This is a genomic window from Pseudoalteromonas sp. P1-26 (genome assembly GCF_001401795.1).
Taxonomy (GTDB): domain Bacteria; phylum Pseudomonadota; class Gammaproteobacteria; order Enterobacterales; family Alteromonadaceae; genus Pseudoalteromonas.
This window is the reverse complement of sequence record NZ_LKDX01000022.1, coordinates 59,565-77,198: the sequence shown is the minus strand read 5'-3', so window position 1 is coordinate 77,198 and position 17,634 is coordinate 59,565. Positions and strand designations below refer to the sequence as shown.

The 17,634-nt window shown below is 41.0% G+C and carries 18 protein-coding genes; 4 read left to right on the top strand and 14 right to left on the bottom strand.

The window, feature by feature from the left end; genetic code table 11:
* Positions 1 to 20: 20 nt before the first annotated feature.
* The 5 genes from AN394_RS12310 to AN394_RS12290 form a co-directional block, all read right to left on the bottom strand.
* Positions 21 to 1,112: an IS91 family transposase gene (locus tag AN394_RS12310; protein ID WP_054564106.1), complete on the bottom strand. Its 1,092-nt coding sequence runs from the start codon at positions 1,110 to 1,112 to the stop codon at positions 21 to 23.
* Entirely contained in the window at positions 1,106 to 1,939 is an 834-nt protein-coding gene (locus AN394_RS12305) for a tyrosine-type recombinase/integrase (protein WP_054564105.1), read from the bottom strand. The genes AN394_RS12310 and AN394_RS12305 overlap by 7 nt, the downstream gene beginning before the upstream one ends.
* A gap of 327 nt (positions 1,940 to 2,266) precedes the next feature.
* Positions 2,267 to 2,773, bottom strand: coding sequence for a hypothetical protein (locus AN394_RS12300; RefSeq protein ID WP_055021642.1), 507 nt, complete (start codon positions 2,771 to 2,773; stop codon positions 2,267 to 2,269).
* A 66-nt stretch (positions 2,774 to 2,839) separates the two neighbouring features.
* Positions 2,840 to 3,262, bottom strand: coding sequence for a DUF4262 domain-containing protein (locus AN394_RS22520; RefSeq protein WP_408003011.1), 423 nt, complete (start codon positions 3,260 to 3,262; stop codon positions 2,840 to 2,842).
* A 353-nt stretch (positions 3,263 to 3,615) separates the two neighbouring features.
* Positions 3,616 to 4,074, bottom strand: a complete 459-nt coding sequence (locus AN394_RS12290; protein WP_055021640.1) for a hypothetical protein — start codon at positions 4,072 to 4,074, stop codon at positions 3,616 to 3,618.
* 329 nt (positions 4,075 to 4,403) lie between these two features.
* On the opposite strand from AN394_RS12290, the gene rlmF reads away from it, so the two are divergent.
* Positions 4,404 to 5,309, top strand: a complete 906-nt coding sequence (rlmF, locus tag AN394_RS12285; RefSeq protein WP_055021639.1) for a 23S rRNA (adenine(1618)-N(6))-methyltransferase RlmF — start codon at positions 4,404 to 4,406, stop codon at positions 5,307 to 5,309.
* Between the two features lie 10 nt (positions 5,310 to 5,319).
* Positions 5,320 to 6,327 carry a low-specificity L-threonine aldolase gene (gene ltaE, locus AN394_RS12280; RefSeq protein WP_055021638.1) on the top strand — a complete coding sequence of 336 codons (1,008 nt, stop codon included), beginning with the start codon at positions 5,320 to 5,322 and terminating at the stop codon, positions 6,325 to 6,327.
* Here ltaE and AN394_RS12275 read toward each other — a convergent pair.
* The 9 genes from AN394_RS12275 to AN394_RS12235 all read right to left on the bottom strand — a co-directional run bounded on the left by AN394_RS12275 (position 6,310) and on the right by AN394_RS12235 (position 15,461).
* A complete protein-coding gene (locus tag AN394_RS12275; RefSeq protein ID WP_054563844.1) occupies positions 6,310 to 6,894 on the bottom strand; it encodes a thymidine kinase in 585 nt (194 codons plus the stop codon). The two genes, ltaE and AN394_RS12275, sit on opposite strands and share 18 nt — an antisense overlap.
* A 108-nt stretch (positions 6,895 to 7,002) precedes the next feature.
* Positions 7,003 to 7,470, bottom strand: a complete 468-nt coding sequence (locus AN394_RS12270) for a methylated-DNA--[protein]-cysteine S-methyltransferase (protein ID WP_054563853.1) — start codon at positions 7,468 to 7,470, stop codon at positions 7,003 to 7,005.
* 2 nt (positions 7,471 to 7,472) lie between these two features.
* Positions 7,473 to 8,822, bottom strand: a complete 1,350-nt coding sequence (locus AN394_RS12265) for a DNA-3-methyladenine glycosylase 2 family protein (RefSeq protein WP_054563843.1) — start codon at positions 8,820 to 8,822, stop codon at positions 7,473 to 7,475.
* Positions 8,823 to 8,909: 87 nt separating this feature from the next.
* Positions 8,910 to 9,521 (bottom strand): superoxide dismutase, encoded by a 612-nt coding sequence (locus AN394_RS12260; RefSeq protein WP_054563842.1) that lies wholly within the window; start codon positions 9,519 to 9,521, stop codon positions 8,910 to 8,912.
* A gap of 15 nt (positions 9,522 to 9,536) precedes the next feature.
* Positions 9,537 to 10,043, bottom strand: a complete 507-nt coding sequence (locus AN394_RS12255; RefSeq protein ID WP_054563841.1) for a hypothetical protein — start codon at positions 10,041 to 10,043, stop codon at positions 9,537 to 9,539.
* Positions 10,044 to 10,165: 122 nt separating this feature from the next.
* Positions 10,166 to 10,651, bottom strand: coding sequence for a GNAT family N-acetyltransferase (locus AN394_RS12250; RefSeq protein WP_054552102.1), 486 nt, complete (start codon positions 10,649 to 10,651; stop codon positions 10,166 to 10,168).
* Positions 10,652 to 10,777: 126 nt separating this feature from the next.
* A complete protein-coding gene (locus AN394_RS12245; RefSeq protein WP_054563840.1) occupies positions 10,778 to 13,888 on the bottom strand; it encodes an efflux RND transporter permease subunit in 3,111 nt (1,036 codons plus the stop codon).
* Positions 13,889 to 13,897: 9 nt separating this feature from the next.
* Positions 13,898 to 15,025 carry an efflux RND transporter periplasmic adaptor subunit gene (locus AN394_RS12240; protein ID WP_082401741.1) on the bottom strand — a complete coding sequence of 376 codons (1,128 nt, stop codon included), beginning with the start codon at positions 15,023 to 15,025 and terminating at the stop codon, positions 13,898 to 13,900.
* A gap of 58 nt (positions 15,026 to 15,083) precedes the next feature.
* Positions 15,084 to 15,461 (bottom strand): hypothetical protein, encoded by a 378-nt coding sequence (locus tag AN394_RS12235; RefSeq protein WP_054563839.1) that lies wholly within the window; start codon positions 15,459 to 15,461, stop codon positions 15,084 to 15,086.
* Positions 15,462 to 15,630: 169 nt separating this feature from the next.
* Here AN394_RS12235 and AN394_RS12230 point away from each other — a divergent pair, with 169 nt between their 5' ends.
* Positions 15,631 to 16,491 (top strand): cation diffusion facilitator family transporter, encoded by an 861-nt coding sequence (locus tag AN394_RS12230; protein ID WP_054563838.1) that lies wholly within the window; start codon positions 15,631 to 15,633, stop codon positions 16,489 to 16,491.
* A 64-nt stretch (positions 16,492 to 16,555) separates the two neighbouring features.
* Positions 16,556 to 17,626, top strand: coding sequence for a PepSY domain-containing protein (locus AN394_RS12225; protein WP_055021643.1), 1,071 nt, complete (start codon positions 16,556 to 16,558; stop codon positions 17,624 to 17,626).
* Positions 17,627 to 17,634 lie beyond the last annotated feature (8 nt).

Genomic DNA, 17,634 nt, shown 5'->3' with positions numbered 1-17,634 from the left:
TTAAGCAGCAAGCAAGGCTGCTAACTCGTTCGCACTATTTCATTTGTCGGCGTATCTGAATTCATCACACCAATAAATCGTAAAATACCAACCTTGCATGACTGACAAAACCAATGCGGTACCAATGATTCTGTTTCTGGCTTTGTCTGCACTAGTTTGCATTTGTGTGTTGATTGAGCCTTTATTAACGCTAACTTTCGCTTGCGACACGCATTAGCTAAAAAACCGTAGTGGCGAATGCGCATAAACCCTTTAGGCAATACATGTTGTAAGTAACGTCGCAAAAATTCATCACAACTCAGTGTCATGACTTTATCGCGGTTGTTATCTGCATAGTCGCGATATTTAAATCTCACTGTTTCTTCAGTCGCTGACACTAATCGCGATTCTGACATCACACCTTTTCGGGTATAACGAGCAAGGTAACTCACTAGCTTTTCACTGTATGTTAAACAGGACTTGCTATACACACACCATTTTGTTGGCGTGTTTATCTTCGCCAATGAACTATCACACTCATTGAGTTCCGCCAGCATTTTCCCTCTAAAGACTGTTGATAACGCTTTTACGGGATATAAATAGCCTTTTTCTATTTCATACCAGTGCGCTTTGTTTATCGCACCTGCGGGTATCAAACAATGTAAATGGATATGCTGACTTAAATTTTGCCCCCATGTATGCAGTACGCTTGTCATGCCTAATTGACCATGTCCTTTTCGGTTGGCAAATTTACTCAGCGTTTGCCATGTGGCCTTGAATAAACACTGATACAACATATTTGGGTTGTAGTGCGCTATGATATTGAGTTCATGGGGGAGCGTAAAAACAAGGTGGAAATACCTACACGGTAATAAATTTTCCTGCTGTCTTTGCACCCACTTAGCCGTGGCTATGCCTTGGCAACGCGAACAATGACGGTCTCGACAACTACACCCAATCTTTTGCGACTCACCACAGCTATCACATTGCCATGCTTGGTAACCGAGCCGACCCGTTCTGCAAGATTGAATGTGCTGGCAGACGCGTAATTGCTGATAGCTCATTGTATGGTGTTGACGATAATGCCCAAGACTCGAATATAAAATATCAGCTAGGTGCAAAGTGCTCATGATTTAACCCAACTTACGAGTAAATCAACACCGCCATGCCCCAATTCAGGTAACCAATGTAAGTAACTTTGCGTGGTTTTAATGTCGCTATGACCAAGCTGGTGTTGAAGTTGATGCAGTGGCATACCCGATTCAAGTTGATGTGTTGCATAAGCATGGCGTAGTGCATGTGGATTACAGTGTTTTAAGCCGCATGCTTGTGCGTGTTTTCTCAATGGCTTCCTAAATGTCGATGCTGACATAGGTTTATCCATTAACAATCGCGAGTAAAACATCCAACCCGTTGGGTGATACATTTTCCAGTAACTTCGTAATTGATTTAGTACGCTATCTGAAACGACAACATAACGCGATTTATCTCCTTTACCTTGTTTAATCAATATAGTTTTACGTATTCCATCAATGTCTTGCACTTTAATATGTAGAAGCTCACCAATGCGTAAGCCACAGCCATAGCAAACCACTATTAACGTTTTTAATCGCATATCCGTACAGCTTTCTATTAGCAGCCGAACATCGTCTCGAGATAGATAGGTTGGTGCACGAGTCTTCGCTTTTGGTAATGCGATATCTAGGTTCAGCGGTCGATGTAAAATATGTTTAAACAAAAACCAAATACTGTTTATCTGTACTTTTTGGCTTGCTCTAGAAAGTTTACGAATAGCAGGATCATTAAAAAACGCATTCAGTTCTTTATCGGTAATTAAATCGAGTGGCTTATCAAAATAATGACTCAATTTAAGTAAATGCTCGCAATAACTTTTACATGTACGTTGCGAATAACCTCGATAGGCTATTTCTGTTTTGACTTGTTCTATGAGTGGGTTCATGACTTACCTCCAAGTTATAGGATAACCCCAAGGTAAGTGTGGCTCAGTTGGTGAGCATTGGATCTCCGCGTAGCGGCTTAGTTCAACAATTTTATAGTGCGCTCGTCGCGCATATTTCTGCCGATGTTACGCGCATATATTAATCAACCTATTAGTAACAAATAACGTAACGCATTGCCAACTATAATATTTTTATTGGCACTAAGTTATTCAGAAAAAATAAAATACGCTCGTCGCTCATTTTCTTGAATATGGGAGCGAAATAACTACGTTTTATATTTACACTGCAACCTATATTAGTACCACACAAAACGTCTCACCTGCATTTTAATTAATCTTGTCATGTGGTGACTTACACAGTTCATGATGCCTAAGGCGGTTACCAAACAACGAAGTGAGTCTATCTGTACCACCTGTTTTTTCATAAAACTCTTGTACTGTTATTTCTTTTTGTTCGTAGCTCATTAGCTGCCAAAAACCGTAAAAGCCTCTAAACCAAAAATAATAGAACACAGCTCCTACGCCTAATAAAAGATATACCGCTTTACCTGCTTTTTGTTTGTATTTTATGGCGCAATAAAAAAACCAAATACAACTTAATACAGCGACAATGGAAAACCCTATAAAAGGTGTCACTACAGAGTTGGCATTATCCCAAAGCGAGCTTAGACAGGTTGAATGCCAATTTAACTGCATAGAAAAAATTAACGTAATTTTAAAAAGTAAGTACATCAAAACAGTTGTAAATACAGCATATAAGATACCACTTTCCTTGCTTTGTTCTTTATTCAAACCTTTCACTTTCAAGTTATAAAAACCTTTTGAAACCATCATGAATTCAGCTAACAAAGGTGAATGAACCTACCTCGCTCAAATGTTAACTAAACGACCTTTTAAAAATTACCACGCACTCTTTGTTGCTAGGCAAGGCTGAAGTGTTAAAAAGCTCTGGTTTGCATCAGCATCCCAAGGCCAAAAACCACTACTAGTAGGGTACACCAACTGTAATGCTTCAAATTTGTCATTATTATACCAACAAGCTGAAAGCATAAACTCTTGTTTATTTTCTTGTGATACCTCACAGAAAGTAACATCAAAACCTTCTAAGAACCCCTCATAGAATTCACCAATTGAGAATTTCTCACCATTTTTTAAACGTCCTGCATAATTATTTACTATTGAGTGAGCTAGTTTGCTGTTTAAACCGATTATAATAAGTTCGGGTGCATCATATGTTTTACTGATACCTGTTGAATATGTAAAGTTGGGGCTCTCACCTTCAGGATCAAAAACTGATGTTACATAACACCCAAATTGCTCAATGACTTGTAGGATTTTTTCTCTACTTCATTCATAGTTTAAACTAACTCCTTATTCATAAAGCATTATTTAACGTAACGGCAGCTTCGTATTTATAACATTAATCAACTGTCGCTATTCTCTATTAGTCTTTACACTCAAAACCTTTAGAGTCGACTTTGGCGACGTTGTCTTTATTGTCACACTCTTTAATTGCCATCTCTGTGTGATTGTGCTCATTGTATTGTTTAGCAATTACGCCAAGGCTTAGCACGATTACTTAAGCTATCACTATTTTTTTAATTTTAGACATAAACATTCCTTTGAAAATAAAATATTTAAATACAAACAGTTGCGCTTGCTATTTTTGATAAAACTTAATCAATTAGTGCCATCGAATTTAAATTGAAGTTATAAATAGAAAATGACTCACCTTCTTCTTTTAACGTGACGGTTATTTGTGCGTCTCCATTAGTGTATGAAGCTGGAATTAAATAAGTAACATAAGTACCAGAACCACCTCCAGTGACAGCTTTAGAGCTAACATTTATAAATTCAAATTCACCTAGTTCTTTTAATTCACCCAACTTTGAGAATGCACGCATGATTTTAGAAATATCTTCATCTGTGGCATTTTCAATTGATGATGGGGTCATATAGTTTTTGAGAGTCTGAGGGTCCCATTGAGAGATATCTGTAATTGCTGAATTTAGGTAAGGAATAGCAGTTTCTTTGTAAGCAGAGGATTTATTCGCAGTCCAAATTGCTAAAAGTACAAATAAGCTAATTAACACTAAAAATGTTATACCAATTCCTTTAAGTATCTTTTTAACCATGATTTTTATTATTTTTTCTTGATTGAATCACTTACGAATTTATCAGCTTTAAATGTCTTATGGTAGTACCAATGTGACCCAATTTGTGTCAAAAATTTTTTAAACACAAATTTTAGTTGCTTGTATCATCGCCAAAATGCACGCTCTATCGCTCTTAACCTCAACTAGCCCATACTTTGAGTAAATCCACTCAATCAGTTTTCAACTTATTTTTGCTCACCATGTATTAATGCTACTTAGCAAAAATATATCCACCGCAAACTAACTCAGAGCTAAGATTTATTTGGTACAATCAGTCTTTGATATGGCTAACAGATAGGTTTTCCTCAATGCATCCGCGAAATCGCCACTTGAATGGCTACGACTTTACTTTGCTATGCAAAGATACTCCTGCCCTAACAACTTATATAACGCAAACGCCAGCGGGCACTGATACCATTGATTTCACCAATGCACTAGCGGTTAAAACCCTCAACCAAGCGTTATTAAAAAGCCATTATAAAATCGATTTTTGGGATTTGCCCGACAACTACCTTTGCCCACCGGTTCCTGGCAGAGTGGATTACATTCACCACTTGGCCGATTTATTAGCAAACGATAACCAAGGTCATATTCCTACGGGAAAGCAAGTAAAAGTGCTTGATGTAGGCACGGGTGCGAATTTGATTTACCCGCTTACTGGTAATCACGAATATGGCTGGCACTTCACCGGTTCAGATATTGATGCCTTGTCTGTTAAAATTGCCAAACAAATCGTGCAATTCAACCGCCTCAAAATTAATGTTAAGCAGCAAAACAACGTCGATAAAATGTTTACAGGCGTGATATCGAATAAAGATGTTTTTCATCTAACTTTATGCAACCCCCCGTTTCATGCCAGCGAGCAACAGGCCAAAGCAGGTACTGAGCGTAAATGGAAAAACCTAAACAAAGCGCCACAAAAAGTGCTTAATTTTGGTGGCCGCCAAAACGAGCTTTGGTGTGTAGGCGGTGAACGCGAATTTATCAGTAAAATGTGCATTGAGAGCCAAGAGTTTGCAGAGCAATGTATTTGGTTTACATCGCTTGTTTCAAAGTCTGACACTTTGCCACATATAAAAAAGTTGCTTAGTACACTTAATGTGAAAGAAGTAAGAGTTATAAAAATGGCACAAGGCCAAAAAATTAGTCGCTTTATTGCTTGGAGCTATTTTGACCAAGCCGACCGCGAAGCCATTCTTAACGAACTAGTATAAGGATAATAAGATGATCGACTTTCGTTCAGACACAGTTACAAAACCAACAGCAGCCATGCGCGCGGTCATGAATGACGCCCCATTAGGCGACGATGTATATGGCGACGATCCAAGCGTTAATCAGCTTGAACAATATGCTGTTGAGCGCCATGGCTTTGAGAGCGCCCTTTATTGTAGCTCAGGCACGCAAGCAAACTTACTTGCATTGATGGCACATTGTGAACGTGGCGACGAATACATTTGTGGGCAACAAGCACATAACTACAAATTTGAGGGTGGCGGTGCTGCTGTATTGGGTTCTATTCAGCCTCAACCAATTGAAAATAATGCCGATGGCAGCTTAGATTTAAACAAAGTTGTGGCTGCAATTAAAGCTGATGACTTTCACTTTGCTAAAACCAAACTGCTTAGCTTAGAAAACACCATTGGTGGCAAAGTTCTCCCGCTAAGTTATCTAAAAGAAGCCAGAGAGTGTGTTGATAAACATAACCTTGCTCTGCACTTAGACGGTGCCCGCGTGTATAACGCGGCGGTTAAGTTAGGTGTTGATATCACTGAGATCACTCAGTATTTTGATTCAGTGTCTATTTGCTTATCAAAAGGACTCGGTGCGCCTGTTGGCTCACTATTACTAGGTAGCAAAGCACTGATTGATAAAGCGCGCCGCTGGCGTAAAGTACTTGGTGGTGGTATGCGCCAAGCGGGTATGCTTGCAGCCGCTGGCCAGTATGCACTTGAGCATCACGTAGCAAGGCTTGCTGAGGATCACGATAACGCGGCGTATTTAGCTGAACAGTTAAACACGTTAGCTGGTTTTGATACGTCAACTTTTCAAATCGATACCAATATTGTTTACGCAAATGTTGCCGAACATATCGATTTAAAAGCAGTGGCACATGCGTTAAAAGAGCAAAAAATGCTGTTTTCACCAGGTAAACCACTGCGATTAGTGACCCATTTAGGCGTCACTAAGCAAGATATTGATAGCTTTATCTCGGCATTAGCGGCCGAGATTTAACGCTTCTTTATAATGTTTGCGGCACACCGATACATATCGGTCGTTGCCGCCAATTTCTACCTGATCACCGTCTGCAATCGCATTGCCATGCTCATCAGTACGCAGTACATGGTTAGCTTTACGACCACAATGACATACTGTTTTTAACTCAATTAGTTTGTCTGCCCAGGCAAGTAGGTATTGTGAACCACTAAATAGCTCACCTCTAAAATCGTTACGTAAGCCATAACACAGCACCGGAATACCAAGCTCATCAACCACATCTGTCAATTGCATTACTTGGTCTTTTGATAAAAACTGACACTCATCAACTAAAATACAATGGCGCTTTTGCTCTGCATTTAATGATTTGATTAGCTCAAATACATCTTTATCTGCATCAAAAATATGCGCATCAGCCTGTAAACCAATACGTGAAGACACCTTGCCAACACCTGCTCTATCATCAATAGCCGCTGTTAAAATAACAGGTTCCATACCACGTTCGCGGTAGTTAAATGCAGATTGTAAAAGTGTGGTAGATTTGCCTGCATTCATTGCAGAATAATAAAAGTACAGCTGTGCCATGATGTTGCCCAAATTTTAAAGTCGCAATATGCTACCCTAATCGCGCGACAACATCATCTATTACCTTACTCTTATTACCTCAATCGTTGTCCCAGTAAAATTGCTGTTTTATAACAAGCCTTCGTGTTTCAGTAACCACTCTTTTCTTTCAAGGCCACCCGCATAGCCTGTGAGTTTACCGTTTGCGCCAATAATTCGATGGCACGGCACAATAATGCTAATGGGGTTTTTTCCATTTGCAGCGCCTACTGCACGCACCGCTTTTGGGTTATTAATGGCAAGTGCAATATCTTGGTAACTTTTGCTTTGACCAAACTCAACATCCATCAGCGCACGCCACACTTGCCTTTGAAAGTGAGTACCTTGAGTATCAAGGGGTACTGTAAAACGTGTACGCTCACCGTTAAAGTATTCATTAAGCTCACTTATACACATTAAAATGGGTGTAAGAGTGTGCTCATCAACAACCTCTGTTTGCATTGCAACCACCGGGTAAAAGCCAACGTAACTGATGCCTTTTGATGTACTTTGAATGGTAATATCGCCAATGGGGCTTGGCATAATAACTTGTTGCATACTCATAATTGTTGCCATAGTTGAAAAGTTAAATAAGAGCGAAATGGCGCACAGTGCTCGCTATTAAATTCGCTTATTCCAACGAGGGCTTTTTTAACCCCTAAGTCGCCTGCCAGTAAAATATCGGGGTGGCTTTGACCGCGTAGTTTGGCGTAATTAACTGTCCACGGGCCAATACCTTTGAGCTCAAGCCAATTATCAAGCTCTTGATTATCTGGGTTTTGCTGACAATAAGCACTTAAACGCCTTAGCGCATCTTTACGTGATTGTGGCATTTTAAAAAAATCGAGTTCAGAATTGGCAACCCATTCAGGGCTTGGAAAATAGTGGTTATTACTTTGCTGATTAAACTCACTTACAAGCTGTGTAACGAGATTGTGAGCCGCTGTAACACTCACTTGCTGACCAAGTACCGCACGTATGCCCGCTTCATAGTCTGACCAAATTCCCGGCAAACGTAGCCCAACACAAAGTGGCATCGCACCTTTAAGCTCTGCATCTAAATGCTGTTCAATAGTGTGCGTGTCGGCGTCTAAATCAAGCACACGGCGAATGTTATGGATCACTTGCTGTAAATAGCGGGTGTTATCAATATCAATTGCCACTTTAAAATGGTTTTTATGCTCAACAAAATGCGCTGTGAATTGCCCTTGGCAATGCTTATCTTTAAAGGTGCGACCATAGCTCGTTGCGCTCAACCATTCTAGGCCACTAATTAAACGGCGATGCAAAAAGTCATGGAGTGCTTGCCAGTTATAAGGCGGCCTAAATGCCAGTGTTAGAGTTAATGTTGAGGCTGGTTTTTTATCAGACTTACGTAACTTTGAAGGGGCAATATTTAACTGCTTTAAAAAAGCATCGTTAAAACGGCGAATACTATTAAAACCAGAAGCAAATGCGATATCTGCCACTGATAAATCTGTTTCTTGTAATAGCTGCTTGGCAAAATTGCATTGGTTAAATAATCGATATTGGGTGATCGAGAGTCCAAAATGTTGGTTAAACAAACGGCGTAAATAGCGGCTCGACACCCCTAGCCTGTCTGCTAAAACCTCACAGTCGTAGGCCTCACCTTTATCAATAAGTTGTTTGGCGCGTAATGCAGTGGTTTTAGTACCTAGCCATGCTGGGCTATTCGGTGCACTATCTGGGCGGCAGCGAATACATGGCCGAAAACCATCTTGCGCAGCTAAGTGCGCGTATTGGTAGTATTCAACGTTCTTTTCTTGTGCCGTTGGTGCAGGGCAAATGGGTCTGCAATAAATGCCAGTGCTTTTTACCGCCACAAAGAACACCCCATCAAAGCGTGGGTCACGGCTTTGCCTTGCAGTTTGCCATTGTTGGCTAGTCATAATTTTTCTCGTTACACGCTAATACCGTTAGCTTAACTGAATATTATTTTTTGACTAGCCAGTTTCGGACCTTAACTATTTAAACAGCTATTTAATTGCGGCTAAATATCGGCGCTCAACTTCCGGCCAATTGATCACTTCGTAAAATGCCGCAATATATTCAGGGCGACGATTTTGATACTTCAAGTAATATGCATGCTCCCACACATCAAGCCCTAAAATAGGCGTGTGATTTTGCATCAGTGGGCTATCTTGATTGAGGCTACTTTCAACGACCAATTGGTTATTTTCATCAACACATAACCAAGCCCAGCCACTGCCAAAACGGCTTACCGCTGCATTAGTAAATTGCTCTTTAAATGCGTCAAAGCTACCAAATGTATCAACTATTGCAGTGTTTAACTCTGCACTTGGCGTACCACCGCCATTAGGAGACATAACTTGCCAAAATAATGAGTGATTATGATGACCACCCACATGCTCTTGTACTGCTTTTTGTAAAGACTCAGGCATTGATGAAATAGTGCGTAGTAATGTTTCAGCATCTTGCTCTGAATAATGACTGCCCTCTAGCGCAGCATTCGCTTTATTGATATAGGTTTGATGATGCAAGGTGTGATGTATTTCCATGGTTTTCGCATCAATGTGCGGTTCAAGTGCATCATAGTCATACGCTAAATCGGGTAATGTAAAAGGCATACTGATTCCTTATCGTTAATGTAATAACTGCGTTTTGTGGGGATGGTCAGCTAATAGCTGATTAATACGGTTAATGAGTGTCGGAAATGCCGATGCCATGCTGGCAAACTTAACCAGCTCATAATAGGTTTTATGATGGTGGTGCAGCACCAAGGTGCGAACTTGCTGCACTGGATGATTTAATAGCACGCTTAATCGTTTATGAGCATGACAAAGCCAGGTGCAGGCTTTATCGGGTTTTTGCATGACTTTAAAAGTGTCGGCAAGATTCAAAGTGGCAACAACAAATGCTGCAATACAATGCTCTAACGAGCGAGTTACCGACTGGTTGATTGGGATATTAGAAAACTGTGCGAGAAGTGTTTCGGCGCAGCTACTCGCAACCGTGTAATGATCACGCGCAGTTATAAGCTCGCCAGATTCAAATGCTAAGTTGCCTTGATAAATTGCACTTTGCCAAGGGGCAAGCGCGTCATCAAAGGCGTTCGAAGTTAACGGTGTGTGGCGTGTTGTTTGAGTCATAAAAATCACCTGCACTTATACCAATCATTCTATGTGTATTTAAACTACACACAGAAAAGATCAAATGCAAATGATTTTTATTTATATTATTATTAGGTGATTTTTAGTTATAGCAACATTACTTATTGATGCGCAAAGTCGATAAGCTCTTGGCCTGTTAGGCGGTAAATAATCCATTCGTTTTGCGGTTTAGCACCTATGCTGTCGTAAAAATCAATGGCTGGTTTATTCCAATCAAGTACCACCCACTCAAAACGACCACAATCTTTTTCGAGTGCTTGCTTAGCAAGATATTGCATAATTTGCTTACCAGCGCCTTTACCACGGCTGTCAGCACTGACGTAAAGATCTTCTAAATACAAACCATTTTTACCAAGCCAGGTTGAGTAATTATAAAAATACACAGCAAAACCAATTGGTGTGTCGCCCTCTAAACAAATAACACTATGCGCCGTTGCGCCTTCACTGAACAACGTTTTTAAAATAGCTTGCTCGTCTGTTTTAACTGCGTCGGGTTCTTTTTCGTAGATAGCAAGTTCGGTAATAAAATGTAGGATTGTTGCAGCATCACTCGCGACTGCCGGACGAATTGTAATTGCGTTACTCACTCTGTATTCCTTTTTTACATCATTATTGTAACGCCCAGTTTATAAGGGCTTAAGCATGGTGTAAACGCCCTTTACAGAAATACACGGCATTAAGAAGGGGCTACTAAAAGTTAGCCCCATTATGCTTTATTTACTCATCGACTTATAAAGTACCGGAAGTACAAATAAAGTTAAGAAGGTTGCACTGACCAAGCCGCCAACAATAACCGTTGCAAGGGGCTTTTGTATTTCGGCGCCTATTCCTGTGCTTAGGAGCATTGGAATTAGTCCAAGCATTGAAGTAAGTGCGGTCATCAGTACGGGTCTTAGCCTTGAAACAGCGCCTTCAAATACTGCTTTATCTTTGCTATCTCCTGCACTAACCCTTTGATTAATGCTTTCGACCATCACCACACCATTCAATACCGCAACCCCAAATAGTGTGATAAACCCTACTGAACTGGGTACAGATAAGTATTGTCCTGACACATACAATGCAATCACCCCACCAATCACTGCCAAAGGAACATTGACAAGAATCAGCACCACTTGCGAAAGGTTACTAAAAGCAAAATAAAGTAATAACGCAATGAGTAACAAGGCTAAAGGCACTACTATCATCAGCCGCTGTTGTGCCCGTTGTTGGTTTTCGAACTGACCGCCAATCGCCACACTGTAACCACTAGGTAGCTGCATTTTATCGGCAATGGTAGCGCGAATATCTGCAACTACAGAGCCCATATCTCGCCCCTGTACATTCGCTTGAATAACCACCCGTCTTTGAACATCATCACGACGGACTTGTGGAGCACCAGACTCAATTTGTACATCGGCTACATCCCCCACCCTTACAACGGCACCCGTGGGGGTTTGCAATCTAAGATCAGCAATCACATTTGGGTTTTGCCGAAAGCTTTTTGCTATACGCACATAAATATCATAGCGCTCATTGGCATTGATGATTTGCCCTGCAGATTGCCCGCCAATACCGTGCTGAACTACATCCATCAAATCAGCCACCGATAAACCAAAACGCGACAGCGCTAAACGGTTAGGTTTAACTATCAGCTGTGCTTCGCCGCCTATTTGCTCCATCGCGACATCTTTAGCGCCAGGTATTTGCTGAACTAACTGCTCAATTTGTTGGCCTTTTTCAGTTAAAACGGCTAAGTCACTACCGAATAACTTAATGGCCAATTGCGCTTTAACACCGGATAAAAGCTCATCTACTCGGGTTGCTATAGGCTGTGAAAAGTTAAACAAAAGCCCCGGAAATTGCTCAAGCTTAGCTTCCATTAGCTGCTGTAATTCGACCCGCGTTTTCGCGTTTACCCATTGCTCGTGTGGCTTTAGGCCTAAATAGATCTCAATGTTGTTAACTGGTTCAGGATCTCCCCCCACTTCAGCCCTACCGATTCGGCTCAGCGCATATTCAACCTCACTAAATTCAAGCAACATGGCTTCAAGCTTAGGCGCCACTGAGATTGCCGTATCGAGACTTGCTGATGGAGCAAGTGTCACACGTAGGTTAATAGTGCCTTCTTCAAGCTCTGGCACAAATTCCGTACCCAGCCTAGGTAGCATAACGGCCGCTATAATCAGTAATAACCCTGCTATAGCTAAAACGCTACGCTTAGCCTGCAATGCTTTTTGTAAAGCCCGTTGATAAAGCATATCGATAGGTTTTAACAAAATACTTTGTTTTACTGTCACGCCCTTAGCAAATAAGTACACACACAGAGCTGGCACTACAACCAAGGCAACGATCACAGCACTAATAATTGCCAACATGATGCTCACTGCCATTGGCTGAAACAACTTCGCCTCAACGCCTTCAAAGCTAAACAACGGTAAAAATACCGTTAGAATGATCAAAGAGGCAAAAAAGATAGGCCGTGCCACTTCTTTTGCAGCAATAGCCACCAGCTCCGAAGAAGGCTTATGTTGATTATGCTTAAGCCCTAAGTGCCTAAATACATTCTCAACCATCACAACTGAGCCATCTACCAGCATACCAATGGCAACAGCAATCCCACCCAACGACATTAAGTTTGCCGACAAGCCAAGCCATGCCATTACACTCAGTGCTAAGCCAATCGAAATAGGGATCGACAACAACACCAAAAATGTTGCTCTTAAATCCAACAAAAATAGCGCTAATACAATGATAATAAATACAAAAGCTAAAAGCAGTGCATCAATAACCGTTTGTACCGCTTGGCTAATAAGCTCTGCTTGGTCGTAAATGGCTTTAAATTCAACCCCTTTTGGCAGTGCTTGATTTATCATCTCGATACGCGCGTTAATGCCATCAATCGTTTGCTTGGTATTTGCCCCCATTCTTTTCAGCACGATACCTGTTACAACTTCACCACGATTGACTATTTCGCCTTGCTCATCACGTTTTGACAAGGTGACAGCACCTTGGCGAATTTCACTACCAAGCTCAACATTTGCAACATCAGCCACTTTAACGACTGTACCATCAATGGTTTTGATAGGTGTTTGCGCAATCTCAGCAAGCCCTTTTTCGCCTGGGGTAAACCAACCTGTACCACGAATAACAAGCTGCTCTTGACCACGGTTCATGTACCAGCCACCCACATTACTGTTGTTAGCATCTAGAGCTTCACTAACATCTTGCTGTGTTAGGTCATAAGCAAGTAACTTATTGGGGTTTATGTTCACTTGATACTGCTTAACCTCACCGCCAAATGACAGAATATCGGTAACACCATCAATGGGTAATATAAGTAATTTAACCACCCAATCATTTAAGCTACGCAGTGCCATGCTATCTATGTTGGCATCAGGTTTTGCTTCAAGTAAATACTGATAGACTTGTCCAAGCCCTGATGTATTAGGGCCCATGGTTGGCATACCAACACCAGCTGGGATCAACTCTTTAGCAGACTGCAAACGCTCAAAAACCAGTTGCCTAGCAAAGTAAATATCAACACCTTCTTTAAATACCACAGTGACACCCGATAACCCCGTTTTAGAAATAGAACGCACCTGCTCGACATCGGGAAGTGCATACATCACTGCTTCTATCGGGTATGTGATCAGTTGCTCTACTTCTTCAGCCGCAAGCCCTGGTGCTTCGGTATTCACTGCAACTTGCACATTCGTCACATCAGGAAAAGCATCTAAATTAAGTTTTGGGATCATAAATGCACTCACTGCAATCGCTGCAAGTAAGGCCAATACCACCAGTAGACGGTTCTTTATCACCGCCTCAATTAATAAATTAAACATGCGTCACCTCTAGTGGTTATGCGGATCAAATCCGCCTTTAGCTAGCTGTGATGCAATAAAAAAAGCACCTTGGGTGACAACTTCAAGCCCGGCTTTAATACCTAACACTTCGCGATAATCACCAAAACTTCTGCCAAGGGTTACTTCTTGGGCAGCAAAGCCACCATCGTCATCAACGACAAACAATTGCCAGTCACCATCTGCACTGCGTGTTAATGCGTTTTCAGGTACGGCAAGAACCACTTGCTCTGTTTCAAAATGAAAATACACATCCGCAAACATGCCAGGGTGCAAACTATGCTGCGTGTTTTTTACCTCGAGCCTAACGGTTCGTGAGCGTGTTTGTTCATCAATGGTATGTGCTTCTTGAATAACCCTTGCTTGATAGCGATTACCGTTAACTTCTAACAGCGCCGTAGAGCCATTACTGATAGTACGGTCTTGATTAGCTGAAAGCTGAGCAGCAACCCAAAGTGCAGATTCATCGGCTATTAGCATTAGCTCAATCCCCGAATCAACTCGCTGACCTTGAGCAAAGTTATCGGTTAAAACAGCTCCCGATGTTTGTGCAAACAAGGTATATTCACCGAGTTTTTCTGGGCTTATGGTGAGTGTTTGTGCAATAGCTTGTTTTGATAAACCAAAGGCAACTAAACGGCTATAAGCCACTTCATACTCGGCTTTGGCAGTTAAGATTTGCTTTTCGCTGACTGTGCCCGGGGTCATTTTAGTAACGCGTTGCCACTCGGCTTCTGCTAATCTAAATTCAGTTTGCTGGCTGGCCACTTCGCCACTAAATAAAGTAACTAAAGAGTCTCCTTTATTTACATGCTGCCCTAATAAGGCATGGCGTTTTACAACGATAGAATCAACACGCGGTGACACCACATAACTGGCATAGCCATTGGCTTTAATTTCGCCCGGTGCATACAAGGTTTGCTTGTGTTTTTTCAGTACAAGGCGCTCAACCTTGATATTAGCAAGTTGCTGTTGCTGCTCAGTTAAACTGACTTCATTAGCATGTTCAGCTTGCTCATTTTCTTGGTGGTTATGCGCTTGTTCTGTCGCATAAATATTTGTCACAATCATATAGCATACGCACAGCAATGCGTAACGCATAAAATTTCTTAAATACATATAGTGTCTCTTACTTAAAATGGGCTAAGCCCAAATAAAATCTAAAAAGGGTTTTGGATTAAGTAAGAGCTAAAATAGGTGGGCGATGAAGCGGTGCTAAGTCAGCCGATTTGAAGTTGAAAACAAGTGATTCAATTTTAGTAAAGTAGATATCAGTAGGTTCAGACAATTGCAGCGAATCAACAAACGCTGGGCTGTGACAAACATGGCAATGGCCTTTTTCGGCTGAGTCAGACAACTGTTTGCTAAGCTCGGCATGCTCTGATTGATGTAACAGGTGGTCGCCATTGGCTGCGCAATGGGCTTCAAGGTCAATTTCTTCTGATAGCAGTACCGAGGTGTGATTAAACGCAGCATTATGATCGGCCACATCAAAGCTATCCAGCAATGGTTGGAGCAATAATACGCTAATCAAAATAATAAATGCAGCTTTCACATTGAGCCTAAAAATTAGAACTAAAAATGGTACAACGGCGCTAAATTAACAAATCCACCGGCATTTGAACAGTAAATTATAATCCGCACACGAACAAATCATTACAAACATTTCAATACCACGGCACGCATGGTATAAAAATAAAGCAAATCAATAACTCGGTATTTTTATGGGACACGGACACCACCATCATCACGATACAAATAACCAAAGCACCCGCCAACTCATGCTGGCAGTTGCAATCAATGTGTTATTAACTGTCGCTCAGGTGATTGGCGGCCTCGTTTCTGGCAGTTTATCGTTAATTGCTGACGCACTGCATAATTTAAGTGATGCCTCGTCGTTATTCATTGCCCTAATTGCCCGAAAAATTGGTGCCAAACCTGCCAACGATCGTTATCAATACGGCTACAAACGCGCTGAAATTTTAGCAACCTTATTTAACAGCTTAAGTTTAATTGTGATTGGTGGTTACCTAATTGTTGAAGCCATCTCCAACTATTTAAACCCAGAGCCTATTGATGGTTGGATCATCATTTGGGTTGCAGGGTTTGCACTGGTTGTTGATCTTGTCACCGCCCTTTTAACTTACAAAGCAGGCGCAAAAGACAGTATGAATATTCGTGCTGCGTTTATACATAATGTGTCTGATGCATTAGCTTCTGTGGTGGTGATTATAGCAGGTACCTTAATCATTCTTTATCAATGGTATATTGTTGATTTAATTGCCACTATGCTGATTTCTGTGTATGTCATTTACCATGGTGTTTTGTTGTTAATAGCGAGCAGTAAAATTTTGATGCAAGCAGCCCCTGATAATTTTGCTTTAATAGAAGCTATTAATGAGCTTAAAGCCCAATTTGCAATCACTGATGTTGATTACCTCAAAACATGGCAAATAGATGATCATCACGTTCATTGCGAGCTCAAGTTTAGTGCCAAGCACAACATCAATAACGACGAAATACGTCACTTTTTGCATGATAACTTTGCAATTGAAAGCTGCACCATAGAACAAGTTTTAGTGTAAATGTTACGCGTTATCATTTACCATTCAGTTTTGTTTTAACAGTAAACTGAAGGAACTAACCTTGTTGAAGTTGTGGTTACGTCGTACGCATTTATTGCTTGCCTTAGTAAGCGGTTTATTTTTAATTTGTTTAAGTTTGACCGGTGCGTTGCTTATTTACGCAAAAGATATTCAATACCTTACTCAAAGCGATAAATGGACTGTAAAGCCAGCGGCTTCAGCACTTGATTTTGATAGCCTCATAAAACATGTTTCAGCTTCCACCAAACAACCCGTTACCCTGTTAATGCCTGAACAGCGAAGTGATCTCGCCTGGCAATTACAGTTGGCAAACAACCGCTATGTCAGTGTTAATCCATACAACGGTCAAGTGTTACATGAGTACGATTACTACACTACGATTTATGGCTTTACCATGGCTTTGCACCGCTGGCTGCTTTATGAAGATGGCGATAAAAACCGCCCGCTAAGAAACTGGGTATCGGTGTGTGCGCTTATTCTTATTATTGAAATTCTGCTCGGCTTTTATATTTGGGTTAAACCAAAAAATCGTATCAAACGCTTGGCTATTAAACGTAAAGCAAAATTTAGAGTGCTGATGTATCAGCTACATACCGTTCTGGGTGTGTATTTTTTAATTCCACTTATTTTAATTGCTTACACAGGTATGGCGTTTAACTGGAAACCACAAACCAAAGCCGTATTAGAATTTGTGATGCAAGGCACAGTTGAAGATAGACCAAAACCGCCAGCAGTTGTTCCCCCTTTAACGGATACGCCTTTTCAAGTGCAAAAAGCGTTTGATAACGCACAAACTGTATTTCCTGAAGGTAAGTTATTTAGAATTTATTTACCGAAAAAGCCAACTGATAACATTGGTTTTAGAATAGAGAACCCAGGTGAAAGCCATGCCTATAGTTGGGTATGGGCAAACCCATATTCAGCAGATATTGTTGCAAGCTATGATGCCAGCCAAAGTTCTTGGACCACGCAAACATGGAACTTTAAATATAAGTTTCATATTGGTGATTTTGCAGGCCCTATTGTGCAACTACTGTGGTTACTATTTGCTTTGTCACCGTTATTTTTCACGATTTCAGGTGTTTACTTTTGGTACAAACGGCATTACAAATAAATAATTTA